We start from the raw sequence: 19,507 nt of genomic DNA on the forward strand, positions 1-19,507 counted from the left end.
GCGCCCCGATACACGAGTGAGTGGCGATGGAGCATGACGGGGTCCGTGCCGACTCGGCCGACACCGACGACGAGGTCTTCGCGATGAGCGAGTCGACGCGCGAGATTTCGGCCGAGGAGGTCTGCGTTCTCATTCCCACGCTCGAGGAGGCGGCGACGATCGGCGGCGTCATCGACGGCTTCTACGCCGAAGGCTACTCGAACGTCGTCGTCGCCGACGGTGGCTCGGACGACGATACCCGCGAGATCGCCAGCGAGCGCGGCGCCGAGGTGTTCGTCCAATCCGGGGACGGCAAGGGTCAGGCCGTCCGCGAGGCCCTCGAGTATATCGAAGTACCGTACGTGTTGATGCTCGACGGCGACGGAACCTACGATCCAGCCGACGCCGACCGGATGGTAGAACCGCTCTCGCGGGGGTACGAACACGTCATCGGCAACCGGTTCGCGGACATGGACGAGGACGCAATGAAGGCGTTAAACGGCGTCGGCAACCGGCTGATCAACCGCTCGTTTCGGTTCGTTCACGGGGCCGACTACGAGGATATTCTCTCGGGCTACCGGGCCTTTACCGTCGACTCGTTCGAACGGCTCTCGCTCGATTCGGACGGCTTTACGATCGAGACCGAACTCGCCGTCGAGTGTGTCAAACACGGCGTCGACACGACCGTCGTTCCGATCAGTTACAGCGCACGGCCCGAAGACTCCGAAACGAACCTGCACCCGATCAAAGACGGCGGCACGATCCTCCTCGCGCTGTACTCACTGGCAAAGACCAACAACCCGCTGTTTTACTTCGGCAGCCTCGGCGTCTCCTCGATCCTCGCCGGCGGCGTCATCGCGAGCTACGTGCTCTGGCGGTGGCTCCAGTACCAGCAAGGCCACGAGATTCTGGCGCTTGCATCCGCGGCGGCGATCTTACTCGGCGTGCAGTTACTGATGTTCGGCGTCCTCTCGGATATGCTCGTCACGCTGCATCGCGAACAGCGACGCCGCCTCGAGCAGATCACCCGAGACGCACGAGAGCGCGACGAAAAGTAGGCTCACTCGCTCAGAACGGCAACATCGAACGGAACTGCTGGAAGACACCCCCGGAGTTCTCCCGCCGGTACGTCTCGAAGGGTTCGTGCAATTCGTTCAGCAGTTCCTGGCGCGAGCGAAACTCCGTCGTTGTGACCTCCGCGAGCATCTCGCCGAGTGCGACGTCGTTGCCGTGGACATCGTAGGGGATGCGCTCGTGGCCGAGTGCAGCCTGCACGTCGTCGGTCGTCGCCGGAAAGGAGAGATCGGACTCTCGCAGTTTGGCGTCGACGGCGGCGATACCGAACTCGATGCTCTCTGGCTCGTCGTCGTCCCCACTCGATGGTGGCCGGACTCCCATACCCCCGATTTCTCGCGGGCAGGCAAAACCGCTACGGAGACGACCAGGGCATCGCTACATCGCTGCCGAAACCAGCCGCCTCGAGTGAGGGCCGGTCGATCGCCTCGTCGACACGCCTTTGGGGACCGATGCGGAGTATCGTGTATGACCGAGTACACCACGGTCTCGATCCCGAAAGACCTCGCCGAGCGCGTCGACGAGACGATCGAGGGCACGAGCTTTCAGTCGACGAGCGATCTCGTTCGTTTCCTGCTTCGAAGCATCGTTATCCAGCACCAGAAGCAAGGCGAACTGACCGAAGCCGAGTTCGAGGAGATCACCGAACAACTCCGCGGGCTCGGCTATCTGGAGTGACGACAGGGTCGGGACGGACACCCTCGACGCAGCTACGTTTTGTCTCGAGCACGGAGTCCCGACTGGAGGGGGATCGGCATGCCAGTAGTCCCGGACTTCCCGACGGAAGACCGTGACGAGGACGAGAGCCGACCGAGTCGTAGCATCATCGATCAGATAATCGACGGCGGCTTCCCCACGCCGTCACGCGGCTGAGCGGCGATACTCCCGTCTTTACACCGATCAGGCACCAGAGGGCGCTTTCGAGTGGTCGGCAGCTCGGCGAGTGGCCCATCGGTCACACCGCCCCGTCGGAGAGCGACCGTTCGGGGGGTGCGGCCTCGATGATCTCGAGGGGCTGGCGCTCGCCGGTTCGGTCGAAGGCGCCGAACGTCTCCTCGACGGCGTCCCACGGCGGCACGGCGACGAAGATCACTTCCGCCAAGTCGTCGCGTTTGGTCACCTCGAGTTCCCGGACGGGATGGGAGACGAACTGTCCCTGCGCCGACCGGGCTGGCGTCGAGAGGTTGACGCCGAAGACGGCGTTGACGGCGTTGCCCGGATCGGGGAGGTAGAAGTCGGTAAAGACCGGCGCGTCGGGCGGCAGCGTCTCGGCGCCCTCGAGTTCGGCCGCTGGCGTAATCGAGACGCCGGTCGTCACGCGGTCGGGATCGGCGTCGCTGGCGAGATCGAGCAAGACGTCGACGAGTGCGCGCGTGATGTAGACCACGGTTCGGTTGCCCCTACGCAGGCCACGCAGATATAGTGTGTCCTCGCAACCGCTGCGGGTGGCCGCTATCCGGTCGCCGGGACGATCGATCAGAACGGCCCGAGCGCCCACGCCGTTTCGGCGTAGAGCCGCGGTGCGCGCCGTCTGGCCGTTCGAAGCGCTTCCTCGAGGACCGCAGTCGCATCCTCGGTGATACCGGCGCCGTGACCGACGAGTATCCGCTCGGGCCCGGCCCGGCCGAGTTGTCGCCGCGGCGGGACGAACCGGCGCATCGGATGGACGCCGAGTCGCTCGCTGCCAGCACAAAAGTAGCCGACGGTGCCGACGGATTCGGGAACGAGCAGCGTGCCGGCTTCGCGATCGAACAGGGCGACTTCCTGCCAGAATCGGTTGGTGACGATCGGGTAGGCTTCGATGCCCGTCTCCGCGAGTTCGTCCTGGAAGCGGACGACCGGCGCGCCGAGCTCTTTCGTCACGCCCTCGAAGTGCTCGGGCAGATAGACCGGCACGTCGTGGCGATTCGCGATCGTTGCGGCGTCGCGTTTGTGGCGATCGAGGAGGACGGCAACGCCCGCGACCTCGCCGAACTCGGCCAACAGCTCGTCGAGACCATCGGCGTCGACGGGATCGACCACCCAGACCTCGCCGTCGACCTCGAGGGCGTGGCTCGCTCGCTGCATCCGCTCGTCGGGATGTGCGATCCAGCCGACGCCCCTGTCGTATCGGTCGATCTCCTGAAAGTCACTCGCTCGCTCGTCGACGCGAAAGTCCATACCGACGCTACTGGCGCCAACGTCATAAACGGGACGAAGTAGAATATGGTTGTTTGCTCTATATAGATTGTTAAAATACACATATAACTGTATGTTTGCACAGTTATTATGTATGACAGATGTGATTGTACAGATATGTTGGAGCTTCGCCTCGGGAACGCTGGTCGGTATCCGGGCTGGAGATCGGCGTGACGGCCGGCGCAGTCATGCTGTGGCTGTGGTTGCTCCGGTGGACACACGCCACACACCTGCCGAGAGCACAGCTCACGCTCGGATTCGTCGGCGGTTTGCTCGCCGTCTACGCGCTCGCCGAGGCACGGTCGGCCTTCGCTCGCGGTGACCGACTCGGTGTCGCCACGACAGCCGGCGCTGCAGTCGCGATCGCCCTCGCGACCGTCGGCTACTACCTGCGTTTTCGTCGCCTCTACGTGGACCAGTCGCTGACGACCGTCGATCTCGCGCTCGGCCTCGGCCTCGTACTCGCGGTTACCGCGCTCGCGTGGAACGAATTCAGCGAGACGATCCGCGGCTGTCGGCTCGCGGTCTCGGCGTTCGCGCCGGTGCTCCTCGTGACCGTCGCCGTCGCCGGCGCGTTCGATCTCCTGATGACGATCGATGTCCTGTCCGGCGTCGGTGCGGTGCTTGGCGACCTCGGGATCGTCGGCCCCGTCCTCGCGGTGGCACTCGCGCTCGTCGTCGCCGCCCTCGTCACCGCCGGTCTGCCCACGATCGCGGCCGTCGCGATCGTCTCGTTCCCGCTCGGCACTGCCCTCAGTACCGAGTTCGGCTTCGACGCCGTCACCGCCCACTACGCGATGCTGTACGCCGCGGTCGTGGTCGGCGTTCTTCCGCGACCGATGACGGCTGTCGGCGAGACTGCGGCCGGCATCGCCACCGACGGTTCCAGTCGGGCGGTCGCCGGCGTTGCCGTGGCGCTGCTCGGACCGATGTTTGTCTTCCCGTTCGCGTTCCTCGCCCACCCAGAACTGGTCTCGGCGTCGCCGGATCTCGAGGCCGTCCGCGCCTGGGTATTCGCCCTCGTCGGCGCGCTCGCGCTCACCTACAGTACGACCGCACCGCTTGCCCGCAAAGCCACGTTCGGTCGCTCGCCACGGTGGATTCGCGCCGGGCTGGGAACCCTCGGCGTGCTCGCGATGGCGGCGCCGTTGATCCCACTACAGACCCTCGCCGCCGTCGGCGCGATGGTGGTCGTCGGCCTCGTTTCACGCAGTTGATCGATAGTTTCACCATCTCCGACCGGTGATCGACCGCAGTCGCTCGGTGTGTCAACCTGCGAACCAGCGACGCTTCTTTCAGCACGCTCCGCGAACGTCGGGACATGCTCACTGGGCTTTCCTGGCTCGCACTCGAGGTCAAATATCTCGAGCGCGCACGCGAATTTTACGAGGAGACGCTGGGGATGTCGGTTCGCACGCGACGCGACGATCCGTCGGAAGTCGTGGTTGTCGCTGGCGACACCGACCTCGTGCTCCGCCGACCCGACGGATTCCCGCGGGGTGGCGTCCACACTCACTACGCGTTCTCGATTCCCGACGACGAGTACGACGAGTGGTGGGATCGCCTCTCTGCCGACTACGATCTCGAGGAAGCCCAGTTTGGCGACGCACGCTCGCTGTATCTCTACGATCCCGACGGCAACTGCGTCGAACTCGGCCAGCAGGGCGTCGACGGCCCCGGGATCGACGGTCTCTTCGAGGTCGTCCTCGAGGTCGAGGATCTCGAGCGCTCGCAGGCGTTCTACACCGATCTCGGCTTCGAGACGGTCAACGTCGGCGACGATCGCAAACGCGTCCGGATGCAGGGACCGATGGCACTGGAACTCTGGGAACCCCACCTGGGCATCGCCGACGCCCGCGGCGGCGTCCACGTCGACATGGGCTTCGAGACTAGCGAACCGGTCCAGGCGCTCGAGGCGGTCTCGAATCGGATCCAGCGCGTCGATCGCATCGACGACGAGACGGTCGTCGTCCGCGATCCGGACGGACACGTGCTAACGTTTGCGATCTGACGCCGTTCCCGCTGGAGCACGGTTTTCGCCCTCTCACGACCAGTGCGGGGGCGCGTTCGAACGAATAACCCTGGGTGTCGATCCGCGAGTACTCGAGCAGTGCGTCGATCATGTCACGCATCCGACCGGCACCGTCGACGGCGAACTCGAGGAATTCTTCGGCCTCTTCGTCGAACGACTCACCGTACCGATGCTCGAGTAGCTGGAGTAGCTGGTGACCATTCGAAGCGGCTCCTGCAGGTCGTGAGAGGCGACGTAGGCGAACTGCTCGAGTCGCTCGTTCTCTCGGAGAGCGGCAGTTGGGCGCCGGGCTCGAGGTGGTCGTGGTCGGCGCTGATCGCTTCGATTTCAAAGGTGTTACCTGCCGGATCAATAATCGCCAGTCCGCCCAACTCGAGGTCGAATCGGTCACAGCCCAGTTCGAAAAGCGACTGTAGTTTCTCGTCGAACGACCGGTCGGGATCCGCCGCGATTTCGGTCTGGCGCTCGAGATGCTGCTGGTAATCCCGGAGTTCGAGTCGGGCTCTCGTTCGGTCGAGTAACGTCCCCATCATGCGGTCGATCTAACACGGGGACGAAACACGCATCGCTCGCGGCGAGGGCTCGATTACGACGACCTCGAGGCTTGCAGCACGGCCGGCCGTCGCTTGTAGCCTTCGTGTATCGACACCATCACCGCGAACAGTCGCCGCTACAGCCGCTCGGTGCTGACGTCGACGCCCGGCGGCGTCACCAGCAAAAATCCCCGAAAGTGGACGAGATTCCCGCCGGACTCTTTGACATCCCGGGCAAACCCCGACGCCAGATCGTTGACATCACCCTCGACATCGAGGACGAGCACGTTGCCCTTCGAGATCGCCTCGAGCCACTCCTCGTCGCCCGTCTCGCCGTCGAGAACGCCCAGCACGATACTGCCGTCGATCTCGAGTTCCTCGTCGATGTGTTCCTCGACGGTCCGCAAGTCGAGGTCGAAGTCGCTCATACCGGGTGGGTCGAACCGGGACGAGAAAAACGTTCGCCTCCGACCTTTTGCTCTGCGGTCTGCCGTGCTGGTGGCTCGCCACACAGTACGGCGTCCCTCGGCAAAAGGTTGATCAAAAGCACAGCGTCACCCCCTCAACCGCGCCGACGGCGCGGCATCGAGGGTTCCTCGGCCCCTCGTTCACTTCGTTCACTCGCGGCTGCTATCACTTCGCGACAGCGTCGCTAATCCTGCGGGAACTCCTTCTGGAACCCGCGGAACTCCGTGTGGTGGGCTTCCTCGTCGGCGAGGATCGTCACCGCGACATCTTCGGTGACGGGATCGTTCGCCTCCGAAGCGGCCTCGTGGAGCGCGCGATAGGTCTCGATTGCGTCGTCTTCGGCCTCGAGGACGCCCTCGATGACCGACTGGACGTCAGTCGTGTCCTCGGGCGGCTGGAGACTGTGCTGGTTGGCCTCGAACGACTCGGAGCCGGGCGGCGCCTCGTCGAGTTGCTTGAGGCGTTCGCCGAGCATGCGCGCGTGCTCGAGTTCCTCTTGGACGTCCGCCTCGAGGCTCGTCTTGACCTCCTCGGCGTGAACACCGTCGAGGACGATGGCGTTCGTGAGGTAGTTCATCACGGTCTCGAGTTCGTCGACGTAGGCCTCCGTCAGGAGGTCGGTGATTTCGTTGGTCGTCATTGCGGGACGTGCTCCCACACCGAGGCGTATAGTCCTGACACGCGCGAGTAACCCAACACGCGGCGCGAGTAGCCACTCGACGGACGGCGTGGCTGGGCCGTTCGCCACCGAGACGACTGTGCTATTGGTCAGTTTTGCCGGTCGAGAACGCGCAGTGGTGACTGTTCGTCCATCCCCTCGGTGCGCGCGACCAGGTTCGAACCCATTCGAACGGCCAATTCCAGAAAGAAACCGACCGCAGGGGATGGTAGAACATATGGTAATAGGGCATATATATAGTAATAGGACGTTGATGTACGGTGGTTTTCTGCTGCCTATGGTTTGGTACTGAATCACACAGTTTCGATTCCGGACCGGTACAGCGTCAGGTTTATATACATCGTCGCACCTCGGATACTGATACAATGTCTGCACAAGACAACCCGTCCTCTGACACCAGTCAGGGGGGTCGAGTTCTTCCAGGGCACGTTAGATTCCACTGACGAAATAGAGTCAGCACGTGTCTTCGACACCACCCTCCGGGATGGTGAACAGTCACCCGGTACTTCGTTCTCGTACGACGATAAACGCCAGATCGCCGCGGTTCTGGACGACATGGGTACCCACGTTATCGAAGCTGGGTTTCCCGTCAACTCCGACGCGGAGTTCGAGGCCGTTCGTGATATCGCTTCTTCGACATCGACGACCACCTGCGGGTTAGCCCGCGTCGTCGACGAGGACATCGAGGCTGCCCTCGAGTCCGGCGTCGAGATGGTTCACGTCTTCGTGAGCACCAGCGACGTCCAGATCGAGGATTCGATGCACGCGACGCGAGAGGAAGTGACCGAACGCGCAGTCCAGTCGGTCGAACGCGTCAAAGAGGCGGACGTGACCTGCATGTTCTCGCCGATGGACGCGACGCGAACCGACGAGCAATACCTGATGGACATCATCGAGGCCACATCGGCGGCCGGTGCCGACTGGATCAACATTCCAGACACCTGTGGCGTCGCGACGCCGACGCGGTTCAAGGCATTGATCGAGAAGGTTTGTGCCCACACCGACGCCCGCGTCGACGTCCACACCCACGACGACTTCGGACTGGCCACCGCCAACGCGCTGGCCGGCATCGAAGCGGGTGCCGATCAGGCCCAGGTCTCGGTCAACTCCATTGGCGAGCGCGCGGGCAACGCCGCCTACGAGGAGTTCGTGATGGCCGTCGAATCGCTGTACCAGACCGACACCGGGATCGATACGACCCGCATCGCCGAGCTGTCGGATATCGTCGAGGACAAAAGCGGCATGCCAACGCCGGGCAACAAGCCCGTCGTCGGCGACAACGCCTTCTCCCACGAAAGTGGGATCCACGCCGCCGGCGTCATCGAAAACTCCGACACCTTCGAACCCGGCGTCATGACGCCCGAGATGGTCGGCGCCGAACGCAAGCTGGTCATGGGCAAACACACCGGCACCCACTCGGTTCGGGAACGCCTGCACGAACTGGGCTACGAGCCGACGACGGACCAGGTGCGTGCGATTACCCGCCGCGTCAAAGACTACGGCGCCGAAAAGCGCCGGGTCACGGTCGACGACTTAGAGCGCTTCGCATCGGAAGTCGGCCTCGAGCGCGAATCGGAGGAAGAGGAGGTGCGCGTCTAAGGGATGTCCTCCCTGTTTGCCACCGTTGGCGAGCCCCGGCTATCGCGTCCGGGCGCGACGACTCGCAAGGGTTATGTGGGTAGCGCAAGTTACCCTGTAACTGATGACACGTCGCGTCTGGCTGTCGGACCGCACTCGCACGGTCGGCAACAGCGCGCTCGCTCCGATTCCTATTGTAGGGGCGGCCTAGCCCCCCATTCAGTACTTCACGCCGTTTCGACGCTCGCACCGGCTTCACAGCGCACCGCAATCCAGCAGATGACACACTGTACACACAATCGCCCCACGACGGCGGGAGCATATCGATGAGCGAACGCGCAGCATCGGTTACACCCACAGAAGCGGACGAACAGGACGATGACCAGGAACAGATCACCGACAGCGCTGCCCCGGACGCAGCCGCGGATACCGGACCTGCCGAGACGACAGACAGCGAGTCTGCACCGGTCACGACGGGCGCCGAAGCCGTCATTCGCGCCCTCGAGAACGCGGGCGTGGAGTACGCCTTCGGCGTCCAGGGCGGGGCGATCATGCCCGTCTACGACGCGCTGTACGACTCGGAGATCTACCACGTGACGATGGCCCACGAACAAGGCGCGGCCCACGCGGCCGACGCCTACGGCATCGTCTCGGGGGAGCCCGGCATCTGTCTCGCGACCTCCGGACCCGGAGCGACGAACCTCGTCACGGGGATCGCAGACGCCGACATGGACTCGGACCCGATGGTCGCACTGACCGGACAGGTCCCGACGGAGTTCGTCGGCAACGACGCGTTCCAGGAGACCGACACGACGGGCGTCACGACGCCGGTAACGAAGGACAACACCTTCGCTTCCGACTCCGACCGCGTCGGCACCGATGTCAGCGAAGCTTTCGCACTCGCTCGGGAGGGCCGTCCCGGGCCGACGCTCGTGGACCTGCCCAAAGACATCACCAACGGCGAGACCGACGCCGAACCAGACGCGCCGACGACGCCCGACACCTACCAGGTGCAAGAACGGGCCGATCCCGAGATCGTCGCCGAGGCCGCCGAGCGAATCGAGAACTCGGCGCGACCGGCGCTACTGCTCGGTGGCGGCGTCATCAAGGGCGAAGCCAGCGAGGTCTGTCGCGAGTTCGCGATCGAACACGAGATTCCGGTCGTCACGACGATGCCCGGCCTCGGAGCGTTCCCCGAGGATCACGAGCTCTCGATGGAGATGGCGGGCATGCACGGCACCGGCTACGCCAACATGGCGATCACGCACTGCGATACGCTGATCGCCGTCGGCACCCGGTTCGACGACCGCCTCACCGGCGGTATCGAGACCTTCGCGCCCGACGCGGAGGTCATCCACGTCGATATCGATCCCGCCGAAATCTCGAAGAACATCCACGCGGACTATCCGTTGGTCGGCGACGCCGACACGGCCGTCTCGCAACTGGCCGAGGCGGTCGACTCCTCGCCGGAGGCGACGAAGTGGCGCGCCCAGTGCCAGCAGTGGAAGTCCGACTATTCGATGGCCTACGACGCACCCGACGACGCGCCGGTCCAACCGGAGTTCGTCGTCGAGGCGTTAGACGAGGCTACCAGCGACGAGGCGATCGTCACGACTGGTGTCGGCCAACACCAGATGTGGGCCTGCCAGTACTGGACGTTCACCGAACCCAGAACCTGGGTCTCGAGTCACGGGCTCGGCGCGATGGGCTATGGACTCCCCTCGGCGATCGGCGCGCGACTCGCGGCCGACGACGATCAGGAAGTGATCTGCGTCGACGGCGACGGCTCGTTCCTGATGACCTTACAGGGGCTGTCCGTGGCCGTCCGCGAGGAGCTGGACATCACGGTCGCCGTGCTCAACAACGAGTACATCGGGATGGTCCGTCAGTGGCAAGACGCCTTCTTCGAGGGCCGTCACGCCGCCTCCGATTACGGCTGGATGCCCGAATTCGACAAGCTCGCCGAAGCCTTCGGCGCACAGGGCTTCCGAATCGACGACTACGACGAGGTCGCCGACACCATAGAGGCCGCCGTCGACTATGACGGCCCGTCGGTGATCGACGTCCACATCGATCCCGAAGCGAACGTCTACCCGATGGTGCCAAGCGGCGGCGACAACGGGCAGTTCGCGCTGACGGAGGACCAGCTATGAAACGCGGATTGGACGGTCCAGCGCCCGAGGAGCGACCGACGCCCGCGGGTCGGCGCAACAAACAGGGCATCCGCATCGACCCCGAGGTCGAAGCGACCCACCAGCCGCGCCGTACCGTCATCTCGGCGCTGGTCGAACACGAACCCGGCGTGCTCTCTGATGTCTCGGGGCTGTTCTCGAGGCGCCAGTTCAACATCGAGAGTCTCACCGTCGGCCCGACCGACGACGCGGAGTTAGCGCGGATTACCCTCGTCGTCGAGGAGACCGATCCCGGGATTGACCAGGTCAAAAAGCAGCTGCGAAAACTGGTGCCGGTCATCTCCGTGCGTGAACTCGCACCCGACGCGATGCGACGCGAACTCGCGCTGATCAAGGTCGACGCCGAACGCCCGGATCAGGTCGCGGCCGTCGCGGATATGTACGGCGCGACGACCGTCGACTCGAGTCCGGAGACGGCGACCTTCGAGGTGACGGGAGCACGCCAGAAGATCGACGCGGCGATCGACACCTTCAGCCAGTTTGGCATCCGCGAGATTTCCCGGACCGGCATGACGGCACTCGCACGCGGTACCGACGAGACGACGGGTCCGTCACCCGCCGACGCGAGCGTATCGGCCGCCGACGAGGCGAATCAATACACGGAGACAGCAGACGATGACTGACGAATTCACTACCCCGATCTACTACGACGACGATGCGGACGTATCGACGCTCGACGACGACACTGTAGCCGTGCTGGGCTACGGGAGCCAGGGCCACGCCCACGCGCTGAACCTCCACGAAAGCGGGGTCGACGTGGTCGTCGGCCTGCGCGAGGACTCGGCCTCGCGCTCGGCCGCCGAAGCCGACGGACTCACGGTGACGACGCCGGCAGATGCCGTTTCACAGGCTAACTACGTCTCGGTGCTCGTTCCCGACACCGTCCAGGCGGCGGTCTACGAAAACGCGATCGAACCGAACTTGGAGGCCGGCGACACGCTGCAGTTCGCCCACGGGCTGAACATTCACTATGAGCAGATCGAGCCGCCGGCAGACGTCGACGTGACGATGGTCGCCCCGAAGAGTCCGGGCCACCTCGTCCGGCGTAACTACGAGAACGACGAGGGAACGCCGGGGCTGCTTGCGGTCTATCAGGACACCACGGGCGACGCTCACGAGCGCGGGCTGGCCTACGCGAAGGCGATCGGCTGTGCCCGTGCCGGCGTCATCGAGACGTCGTTCCAAGAGGAGGTCGAATCCGACCTCTTCGGCGAGCAGGCAGTGCTGTGTGGCGGCGTCACCTCGCTGGTCAAACACGGCTACGAGACGCTGGTCGATGCGGGTTACTCGCCCGAGATCGCCTACTTCGAGTGTCTCAACGAACTCAAGTTGATCGTCGATCTGATGTACGAAGGCGGTCACGCCGAGATGTGGGATTCGGTGTCGGACACCGCTGAGTACGGCGGCCTCTCGCGAGGCGACCGGATCGTCGACGAAAACGTCCGCGAGAACATGGAAGAGACCCTCGAGGAGATCCAAAACGGCGAGTTCACGCGCGAGTGGATCCTCGAGAACCAGGCCGGGCGACCGAGCTACACGCAGCTGCGCCAGGCCGAGAAGAACCACGAGATCGAAGCGGTCGGCGAACGACTGCGCGACCTCTTTGCGTGGGCCGAAGAGCAAGAAGACGACCAGAGCGAAGACGACTCCGTTCAGGTACAGGCAGACGACTAACCGGACACCAGAATACAATGACCGACAACGACACGACAGATCGGATGGCCGACATCAGCCACACCAACCCCGTCACCGGGGAGAGGGCTGGCCGGCTGTTCGAACGCGGACCGACCGTCGTAGCGGACGGCGGAGAGGAAGCCACGACGGACGCTGCGGGGCGTACAGAGACGACACAGACCGAGACAATGGCCGACATCGACCACACGCCACCCCAGGCGGCCGACGACGCCAACCGCGTCTTCGAACGCGGCCGAAACTACCCCGTAGAGGAAGACGAATGAGCGAGGGAACGCTCTACGACAAGGTCTGGGACCGACACACGGTGACGACGCTGCCGACCGGACAGGACCAGCTGTTCGTCGGCCTCCACCTCATCCACGAGGTCACGAGTCCACAGGCCTTCGGCATGCTTCGCGAGCGCGAGCTCGAGGTCGCCTTCCCGGAACTCACCCACGCGACGGTCGATCACATCGTCCCGACGGCCGACCAGTCCCGGCCCTACGAGGAAGACGCGGCAGAAGAGATGATGGCCGAACTCGAGGACAACGTCCGCGAGGCGGGCATCGAGTTTTCCGACCCCGACTCCGGCGATCAGGGGATCGTCCACGTCATCGGCCCGGAGCAGGGGATCACCCAGCCCGGCAAGACGATCGTCTGTGGCGACAGCCACACCTCGACCCACGGCGCCTTCGGCGCGCTCGCGTTCGGGATCGGCACCAGCCAGATTCGCGACGTGCTCGCGACCGGGACGCTTGCCTTCGAGAAACAGCAGGTTCGCAAGATCCAGGTCGACGGCGAACTCGGCGACGGGGTCGAAGCGAAAGACATCATCCTCGAGATCATCCGTCGACTCGGCACCGAGGGCGGCGTCGGCTACGTCTACGAGTACGCGGGCGAGGCCATCGAGAACCTCGGGATGGAAGGCCGGATGTCGATCTGCAACATGTCCATCGAGGGCGGTGCTCGAGCGGGCTACGTCAACCCCGACGAGACCACCTACGAGTGGCTCGCAGACACCGACTTCTTCCAGGAGAACCCCGAGAAGTTCGACGAGCTCAAACCCTACTGGGAGTCGATTCGATCCGACGACGACGCCGAGTACGACGACGTCGTCCACATCGACGCCGACGACTTAGAGCCGGTCGTCACCTGGGGAACCACGCCCGGACAGGGGATCGGTATCAGCGAGGAGATCCCAGCGCCGGAGGACCTGCCCGCGGACAAGGAAGACACCGCGCGACGCGCACAGGAACACATGCGTGTCGAGCCCGGCGAGACGATGGAGGGCTACGAGATCGACGTTACCTTCCTGGGATCGTGTACGAACGCCCGTCTGCCCGACCTGCGCCGCGCGGCCGAGATCGTCGAGGGCCGCGAGGTCGACGACGACGTCCGCGCGATGGTCGTCCCCGGCAGCCAGCGCGTCCAAAAAACCGCCGAGCAGGAAGGCCTGAAAGATACCTTCGAGGAAGCCGGCTTCGAGTGGCGCAACGCCGGCTGTTCGATGTGTCTCGGCATGAACGAGGACCAACTCGAGGGCGACGAGGCCTGTGCCTCCTCCTCGAACCGGAACTTCGTCGGCCGCCAGGGTAGCAAGGACGGTCGTACGGTCCTGATGAACCCCCAGATGGTCGCCGCGGCGGCGATCGAAGGGGAGGTCACTGACGTGCGCGAACTCAAGGAGGTGACCACGGCATGACTGGCGACGACGAGGTCGAGATTCCGGAAGTCGACTACGTCTCCGGCTCGGGCATTCCGGTCCGAGGGAACGACATCGACACCGACCAGATCATCCCGGCGCGGTTCATGAAGGTCGTCACTTTCGACGGCCTCGGCGAGTTCGCGTTCTTCGACGTGCGCTTCGACGAGGACGACGATCAGAAGGACCACCCGTTCAACGAGGACCAGTTCCAGGACTCCTCGGTGATGGTCGTCAACAACAACTTCGGCTGTGGCTCCTCGCGCGAGCACGCCCCCCAGGCCCTGATGCGCTGGGGGATCGACGCGATCATCGGCGAGAGCTTCGCCGAGATTTTCGCGGGCAACTGCCTCGCGCTTGGCATCCCGACGGTGACGGCAGACACGGAGACCATCGAGGAACTGCAGGCCTGGGTCGACGACAACCCCGACGCGGAGATCGAGATCGACGTCGAAGCCGAAACCGTCACGTACGGTGGCGAAACGATCGACGTCACCGTCGACGACGCCCAGCGTAAGGCCCTCGTCGAGGGCGTCTGGGACACGACGGCGCTGATGAAGTCGAACGCGAGCGAAGTCCGCAAGAAGGCCGAAGAGCTACCCTACGTCACGGACTCGGCGATCCCGGAAGCCGAATAGCCACTCCCGTTCGACCTCGATTCTCGGTACACTGCTAGGAGAGCTGTGCGGTTACGTCCGTCGAGGAGATCATCCCGACGTACTCGTCATCGCTGTCGACGACCGGAAGGTGTTTGATACCGAAGTTCGTCATCATCGCGGCGACCTCCTCGATATAGATATCCGGCGGGACGATCTCGACGGAATCGGTCATCACCTCGGTGACGGGGACGTCTCCGGAACGTCGGCCCTCGGCAGCGACTGCAAGCACGTCAGTGCTAGTGACGATCGACGGTGGATCGGTGGTCACGACCAGCGCGCTGATCTCGCCGTCGCGCATCCGCTCGGCGGCGTCCTGTACCGTCGCCGCTTTCGAGATCGTCTCGAGGGGTGTCGACATCACGTCTCGTACCTGAACTCTGTTATCAGCGTTCATGACTCGTGGTACGGATGCTCGTCCTATTGGTGTTGTGCTCTCGGCGTGTTCGAACGGAGCGCTCGGTCCCGAACCGAATCACTTTCCCACCCACACTGTGACCGCCACAGTATGACTCACGAAATCGTCGTCATCCCGGGCGATGGCATCGGACAGGAAGTCACTCCAGCGGCCGTCGAGGTCCTCGAGGCGACAGACGTCGACCTCGAGTTCGTCGAGGCCGAGGCGGGCGACGCGGTACAGGAAGCGACCGGCGAAGCGCTGCCACAGGAGACCTACGACCTCGCCGCCGAGGCGGAGGCGACGCTGTTCGGTGCGGTCGGCGAGACGGCCGCGGACGTGATTCTTCCGCTGCGTGATGCGGTCGACTCGTTCGTCAACGTCCGACCGGCGAAAGCCTACCCCGGCGTCGACGCCGTCCGTCCCGAGACGGACATGGTCTTCCTGCGAGAGAACACCGAGGGCGTCTACGCGGGCCACGAAGACCGACTGACCGACGACGTGTCGACGCTGACCCGCGTCGTCACGGAATCGGCCTCGAGAGAACTTGCCGAGTTCGCCTGCGAGTACGTCGCGGGCGACGACCACGACGGCGTTACGATCGCGCACAAGGCGAACGTCATGCGCGAGACCGACGGGCTCTTCCGGGACACCGTCGTCGATGTCGCCGACGACAACGGCGTCGAAACCGACGAAGTGCTGATGGACGCTTTCGCGACGCGGGTCTGTCTCGACCCGACGCAGTTCGACGTCGTTGTCTGTCCGAACCTCGCGGGCGATGTCCTCTCGGATCTCGCCGCGGGACTGGTCGGCGGACTCGGCCTGCTTCCGAGCGCGAACATCGGCCACGAACGCGCGCTGTTCGAACCCGTCCACGGTTCGGCCCCCGACATCGCCGGTGAGGGTATCTCGAACCCGGCGGCGACGATCATCTCCGCCGCCATGCTACTCGAGTATCTCGGATACGACGACCAGGCCGCGGCCATCCACACCGCCGTCGAAGAAACGCTCGAGGACGGCCCGCGGACGCCGGATCTGGGCGGCGACGCCGCGACCGAAGACGTGACCGAAGCGGTCATCGACCGGCTGTAAGGCTGTCTGGGATCCGCACCGAGTTGGTTGATCGAGCGTCGCGTCAGCGGGTGGTTGGTTTCGCGGTATAGATTCAAGTGTGTGAACTCGGTACAGAGGGTCGTGACAGACGAGTTGGATTGCCCGCAGCGTCCGGCCGTGCGTTCGGTGGGACCTGAAACGGACGGTGAGTGCCGATGAACGTCGCCAACGTCGGCCAGATCGGCGACGAACCGGTTTTCGGCGCCTGTCGACCGGGTCACTTCGGCGCCGACCTCGAGGAGTGGACCGCCCTGCTGGCCGACCGGGACGTGACCGGCGTCCTCTGCCTGCTCTCGGAGCGAGAAGCGGGCCGCTGGGGCGTGCCGTCGGCCTACGAGGAGACGTTCGAAACCGCCCACGTCCCGATTCGGGATCGTCACCTCCCCGATGTCGATCGACTCGTTCGAGCCGTCGATCACGTCGAGTGGTTGCGGGCCGACGGCGGCCACGTTGCGCTTCACTGCAATGCAGGCCTCGGACGGACCGGCGTCGTCGCAGCCGGCTGGCTCGTTCGCGAGCGCGATCACACGCCACAGTCAGCCATCGACACGGTCGAGACGAGGCCTTGGCCACGGTCGCCGACGGAGGCGATCAGGGACGGTAACGCGACCGACGCCGAGCTGACCGAGTTACTCGAGGCCGTCGCGAATCGCGGTTGAGGCGGTCTGCTGTCGTCAGTTCCGCGGACGATGGCGTGACAGACGACCGTCGATCGGTCCAAAGTGACTTCGCAGGGGAGCCCCAATCGCCGAGCATGGACGAGGACGCGAACGAGGACGGGGACGCCGCGTCGACGCTGTCGGTCGCGGAGTTCGTGACGTACTGTCGGACCCAGGCCGGGCTCCTCTCCGGACAGGTCCAGACGATGGGCGACGAGGCCAACAAACTGCTCGCAGACGTCGACGAACAGGTGACCGAGATTCGCAGTCGCCTCGAGCAACACCGAGAGGGCGGGCCGGGGACGGCGAGTCCGTCGTCGACGGCCGGACCAAACAGCGACGTACTTGACGTCGACGAACTCGAGGCCTTGCAGGACGACCTCGAGAAGAAACAGTCGCTCGTCGAGGCCAAACAGGCCCGGATGGAAGCCTTCCAGGAACTGGCGGCGGGCTACACCGATCTCGCCGAGGAACTCGAGACCGCCGTCGACGACGGGGCCACGGCCTTCGAACGGGTGGTCCAGTTCGAAGCCGACGCCGACGCTCCGGCGTACTTTCCGGAGCGAAAGACGCTCGTCGAAGCCGCGGCCGAATCCGACGACGACCCATCCACGCCAGAGTGAGAGTCGGCGTTTCCCTCGCTACCGCGTTACGCCTCGAGCGTCGTGTCGACGCCCGATCGCGGTGTTCTATAGCGCCTCGAGAACCGCGTCGATGTCGCGTTCGGTATTGAGCGCGTGCACCGAGACCCGGATCGCGTCGGGAGAGGGGAGGTCTCGGACGGCGATCCCGTCCGCGGCGAGTCGGTCGACGGTGGCGTCGGGATCGTCGACATCGATCGTCACGAGGCCGGATTCGAACGCCCGCGGGCTCAGCAGTCGCTCGTCGGCGATACCATCCTTCAGTCGGTCCGTCAAGGTCTCGATCCGTCCGCAGATGCGGTCGATACCGATCTCCTCGACCAGGTCGATCGCCGCGACGAGACCGGCGTGTGGCGCAGGACTCGCGGAGCCAATTTCGAACCGCTTGGCACCGGTGGCGTAGCTGTACCGGTCGGCGTCCGGTTCGGCGACGCTCCGGTAGCCGATCGCGGCCGGTGTGCGGTCCCGTTCGGCGCCGTCCCGGACGTAGAGAAATCCGGAGCCGAACGGACCACAGAGCCACTTGTGACCGGCAGCGACGACGAAGTCGGCCCCCCACGTCTTGACATCGATCGGGACGTGACCTGGCGCCTGCACCGCGTCGACCAGGACGTGTCCGCCGGCGTCGTTGACGATGTCGACGATATCCGCGATCGGCAATCGCGTTCCGTGCGTCCACGTCAGCGAGCTTATACAACACAGCGTCGCATCCGTCGCGGCCGTTTTCACGTCCTCGAGATCGAGTCGACCGTCCTCGGTCTCGAGTACCCGAACGTCGACGCCGTACTCACGTTCTAGCCGCTGCCAGGGGAGGATACCGGCTGCGTGCTCGAGATCGGTGCGGACGAGGACGTCCGTGTCGTCCCAGTCGAACGCGCCCGCGACGCGATTGATGCCGTCGGCCGTACTCTCGGTCAGTGCGATCTCGCTCGCCGTGGCCCCCAGTAGGTCGGCGATCCGCTCTCGGGCGTCCTCGTAACCGTCGAACGCCGCGGCGTACATTCCCTCGTTCGTCGGCGCCTCGTACTCGTGGTACTCGAGTGTATCCTCAGTTGCCTCGACGACGCGGCGGGGACTCGGTCCACCCGCACCCCAGTTGCAGTAGACGCCGGTCTCGAGCGCGGGAACGGTTTCGCGAAGCGATAACGGATCCATTACCCGGTCGTTCGCAGGCCCCGGTGTTCGCTCTGACGGTTGCGGCAGGTCCCGGCCGAGATCCGCGTTGACGAATCGTCCCACACTGTTCGTATCGCAAGACGGTCATAATTGGGGTAGTGTAACTGTTACAGAATCCAGTATCTATACGTTTCTACTAGTAGTAAACAGTAACATCAGGATGCCACGGTCGTTCTCGATTGGTGAGTTCGCGGACGAACTCGGTGTTCACGTCCAAACCGTCAAACGCTGGTGTCGCAATGACGACCTCGATTACACCCGAACACCGGGCGGTGAACGTCGGATTCCACACCGAGAACTCCGCCGACTCGCAGGCGATACTCGTCCGACAGACCGTGTTGTACTCTACGCTCGCGTCTCCAGTCACGGCCAGAAAGACAACGGCGATCTCGACCGACAACTCGACCGACTCACAGACTACGCTCACGACCACGGCTGGAGCGTTGAAAACACCTACACCGACGTTGGCAGCGGCCGCAACGAAGACCGCCGTGGCCTCAACTCCCTCCTCGATAACATACAGGAAGCCGACTACGGGCGCGTCCTCGTCACCTACGAAGATAGACTCACTCGTTTTGGCTTCTCGTATCTCAAACGGTACTTTGACTGTTACGGCGTTACAGTCACCGTCATCGAAGACGAGACGGACAAATCTGCACAGGAAGAACTCGTTGACGATTTCATCAAGCTCGTCGCCAGCTTCAGCGGCAAACGCTACGGCATGCGCTCATCGAAAAAACAACAGGTCGTCAATACCGTCGAATCAGCGGTGAAAC

22 protein-coding genes and 1 pseudogene are annotated in these 19,507 nt (G+C 64.3%); 15 read left to right on the top strand and 8 right to left on the bottom strand.

Features of this window, described 5'->3' with window-relative positions; all coding sequences use genetic code 11:
* The first annotated feature begins 26 nt into the window (after positions 1-26).
* Complete coding sequence (aglJ, locus tag D8Y22_RS19005) at positions 27-1,037, top strand: S-layer glycoprotein N-glycosyltransferase AglJ (protein WP_141466252.1); 1,011 nt, start codon at positions 27-29, stop codon at positions 1,035-1,037.
* A 10-nt stretch (positions 1,038-1,047) separates the two neighbouring features.
* On the opposite strand, the gene D8Y22_RS19010 is transcribed toward aglJ, so the two are convergent.
* Positions 1,048-1,377, bottom strand: coding sequence for a DUF5789 family protein (locus D8Y22_RS19010; protein WP_141466253.1), 330 nt, complete (start codon positions 1,375-1,377; stop codon positions 1,048-1,050).
* Between the two features lie 144 nt (positions 1,378-1,521).
* Between D8Y22_RS19010 and D8Y22_RS19015 the strand changes: the two genes are divergently transcribed.
* Complete coding sequence (locus D8Y22_RS19015; RefSeq protein WP_141466254.1) at positions 1,522-1,731, top strand: ribbon-helix-helix domain-containing protein; 210 nt, start codon at positions 1,522-1,524, stop codon at positions 1,729-1,731.
* 277 nt (positions 1,732-2,008) lie between these two features.
* On the opposite strand, the gene D8Y22_RS19020 is transcribed toward D8Y22_RS19015, so the two are convergent.
* Positions 2,009-2,440 carry an MPN domain-containing protein gene (locus tag D8Y22_RS19020; protein WP_141466255.1) on the bottom strand — a complete coding sequence of 144 codons (432 nt, stop codon included), beginning with the start codon at positions 2,438-2,440 and terminating at the stop codon, positions 2,009-2,011.
* An 89-nt stretch (positions 2,441-2,529) separates the two neighbouring features.
* Positions 2,530-3,213, bottom strand: coding sequence for a hypothetical protein (locus D8Y22_RS19025; protein ID WP_141466256.1), 684 nt, complete (start codon positions 3,211-3,213; stop codon positions 2,530-2,532).
* 188 nt (positions 3,214-3,401) lie between these two features.
* On the opposite strand from D8Y22_RS19025, the gene D8Y22_RS19030 reads away from it, so the two are divergent.
* Together D8Y22_RS19030 and D8Y22_RS19035 are read left to right on the top strand one after the other, a co-directional pair.
* Complete coding sequence (locus tag D8Y22_RS19030) at positions 3,402-4,448, top strand: hypothetical protein (protein ID WP_141466257.1); 1,047 nt, start codon at positions 3,402-3,404, stop codon at positions 4,446-4,448.
* Positions 4,449-4,552: 104 nt separating this feature from the next.
* Positions 4,553-5,242, top strand: coding sequence for a VOC family protein (locus tag D8Y22_RS19035; RefSeq protein WP_141466258.1), 690 nt, complete (start codon positions 4,553-4,555; stop codon positions 5,240-5,242).
* 55 nt (positions 5,243-5,297) lie between these two features.
* Here D8Y22_RS19035 and D8Y22_RS22560 read toward each other — a convergent pair.
* From D8Y22_RS22560 to D8Y22_RS19050, 3 genes and pseudogenes are all read right to left on the bottom strand, one after another.
* Positions 5,298-5,718 (bottom strand): annotated as a pseudogene (locus D8Y22_RS22560) (histidine kinase dimerization/phospho-acceptor domain-containing protein); the annotation flags it as partial.
* Between the two features lie 215 nt (positions 5,719-5,933).
* Entirely contained in the window at positions 5,934-6,224 is a 291-nt protein-coding gene (locus tag D8Y22_RS19045; protein ID WP_141466259.1) for a DUF5779 family protein, read from the bottom strand.
* 224 nt (positions 6,225-6,448) lie between these two features.
* Positions 6,449-6,904, bottom strand: coding sequence for a ferritin-like domain-containing protein (locus D8Y22_RS19050; RefSeq protein WP_141466260.1), 456 nt, complete (start codon positions 6,902-6,904; stop codon positions 6,449-6,451).
* Between the two features lie 393 nt (positions 6,905-7,297).
* On the opposite strand from D8Y22_RS19050, the gene D8Y22_RS19055 reads away from it, so the two are divergent.
* The 7 genes from D8Y22_RS19055 (at position 7,298) to leuD (ending at position 14,727) form a co-directional block, all read left to right on the top strand.
* The gene (locus D8Y22_RS19055) at positions 7,298-8,542 is read left to right on the top strand and encodes a LeuA family protein (RefSeq protein WP_449421063.1); all 1,245 of its coding nucleotides are present in this window, start codon (positions 7,298-7,300) and stop codon (positions 8,540-8,542) included.
* A gap of 305 nt (positions 8,543-8,847) precedes the next feature.
* The gene (gene ilvB, locus D8Y22_RS19060) at positions 8,848-10,674 is read left to right on the top strand and encodes a biosynthetic-type acetolactate synthase large subunit (protein ID WP_141466261.1); all 1,827 of its coding nucleotides are present in this window, start codon (positions 8,848-8,850) and stop codon (positions 10,672-10,674) included.
* The gene (ilvN, locus tag D8Y22_RS19065; protein ID WP_141466262.1) at positions 10,671-11,336 is read left to right on the top strand and encodes an acetolactate synthase small subunit; all 666 of its coding nucleotides are present in this window, start codon (positions 10,671-10,673) and stop codon (positions 11,334-11,336) included. Before ilvB ends, ilvN begins: the two co-directional genes overlap by 4 nt.
* The gene (ilvC, locus tag D8Y22_RS19070; RefSeq protein WP_141466263.1) at positions 11,329-12,387 is read left to right on the top strand and encodes a ketol-acid reductoisomerase; all 1,059 of its coding nucleotides are present in this window, start codon (positions 11,329-11,331) and stop codon (positions 12,385-12,387) included. Before ilvN ends, ilvC begins: the two co-directional genes overlap by 8 nt.
* 17 nt (positions 12,388-12,404) lie before the next feature.
* Positions 12,405-12,671, top strand: a complete 267-nt coding sequence (locus D8Y22_RS19075; protein WP_141466264.1) for a hypothetical protein — start codon at positions 12,405-12,407, stop codon at positions 12,669-12,671.
* Complete coding sequence (gene leuC, locus D8Y22_RS19080; protein WP_141466265.1) at positions 12,668-14,089, top strand: 3-isopropylmalate dehydratase large subunit; 1,422 nt, start codon at positions 12,668-12,670, stop codon at positions 14,087-14,089. Before D8Y22_RS19075 ends, leuC begins: the two co-directional genes overlap by 4 nt.
* On the top strand, positions 14,086-14,727 hold the full coding sequence (leuD, locus tag D8Y22_RS19085) for a 3-isopropylmalate dehydratase small subunit (protein WP_141466266.1): 642 nt from the start codon (positions 14,086-14,088) through the stop codon (positions 14,725-14,727). The genes leuC and leuD overlap by 4 nt, the downstream gene beginning before the upstream one ends.
* Positions 14,728-14,761: 34 nt before the next feature.
* Here leuD and D8Y22_RS19090 read toward each other — a convergent pair whose 3' ends face one another.
* Positions 14,762-15,106, bottom strand: a complete 345-nt coding sequence (locus tag D8Y22_RS19090) for a CBS domain-containing protein (RefSeq protein WP_141466267.1) — start codon at positions 15,104-15,106, stop codon at positions 14,762-14,764.
* A 147-nt stretch (positions 15,107-15,253) separates the two neighbouring features.
* Between D8Y22_RS19090 and D8Y22_RS19095 the strand changes: the two genes are divergently transcribed.
* The 3 genes from D8Y22_RS19095 (at position 15,254) to D8Y22_RS19105 (ending at position 17,537) form a co-directional block, all read left to right on the top strand.
* A complete protein-coding gene (locus D8Y22_RS19095; protein WP_141466268.1) occupies positions 15,254-16,234 on the top strand; it encodes an isocitrate/isopropylmalate dehydrogenase family protein in 981 nt (326 codons plus the stop codon).
* A 176-nt stretch (positions 16,235-16,410) separates the two neighbouring features.
* A complete protein-coding gene (locus tag D8Y22_RS19100) occupies positions 16,411-16,914 on the top strand; it encodes a protein-tyrosine phosphatase family protein (protein ID WP_141466269.1) in 504 nt (167 codons plus the stop codon).
* Positions 16,915-17,009: 95 nt separating this feature from the next.
* The gene (locus D8Y22_RS19105) at positions 17,010-17,537 is read left to right on the top strand and encodes a prolipoprotein diacylglyceryl transferase (RefSeq protein ID WP_141466270.1); all 528 of its coding nucleotides are present in this window, start codon (positions 17,010-17,012) and stop codon (positions 17,535-17,537) included.
* 66 nt (positions 17,538-17,603) lie between these two features.
* Here the strand turns inward: D8Y22_RS19105 and D8Y22_RS19110 are convergent, their stop codons facing one another.
* Positions 17,604-18,710: an aminotransferase class V-fold PLP-dependent enzyme gene (locus D8Y22_RS19110; RefSeq protein WP_141466271.1), complete on the bottom strand. Its 1,107-nt coding sequence runs from the start codon at positions 18,708-18,710 to the stop codon at positions 17,604-17,606.
* A gap of 181 nt (positions 18,711-18,891) precedes the next feature.
* Here D8Y22_RS19110 and D8Y22_RS19115 point away from each other — a divergent pair.
* The coding region (locus D8Y22_RS19115) for an IS607 family transposase (protein ID WP_141466272.1) at positions 18,892-19,507 on the top strand (616 nt) is incomplete at its 3' end.

Source organism: Salinadaptatus halalkaliphilus (genome assembly GCF_006543045.1).
Taxonomy (GTDB): domain Archaea; phylum Halobacteriota; class Halobacteria; order Halobacteriales; family Natrialbaceae; genus Salinadaptatus; species Salinadaptatus halalkaliphilus.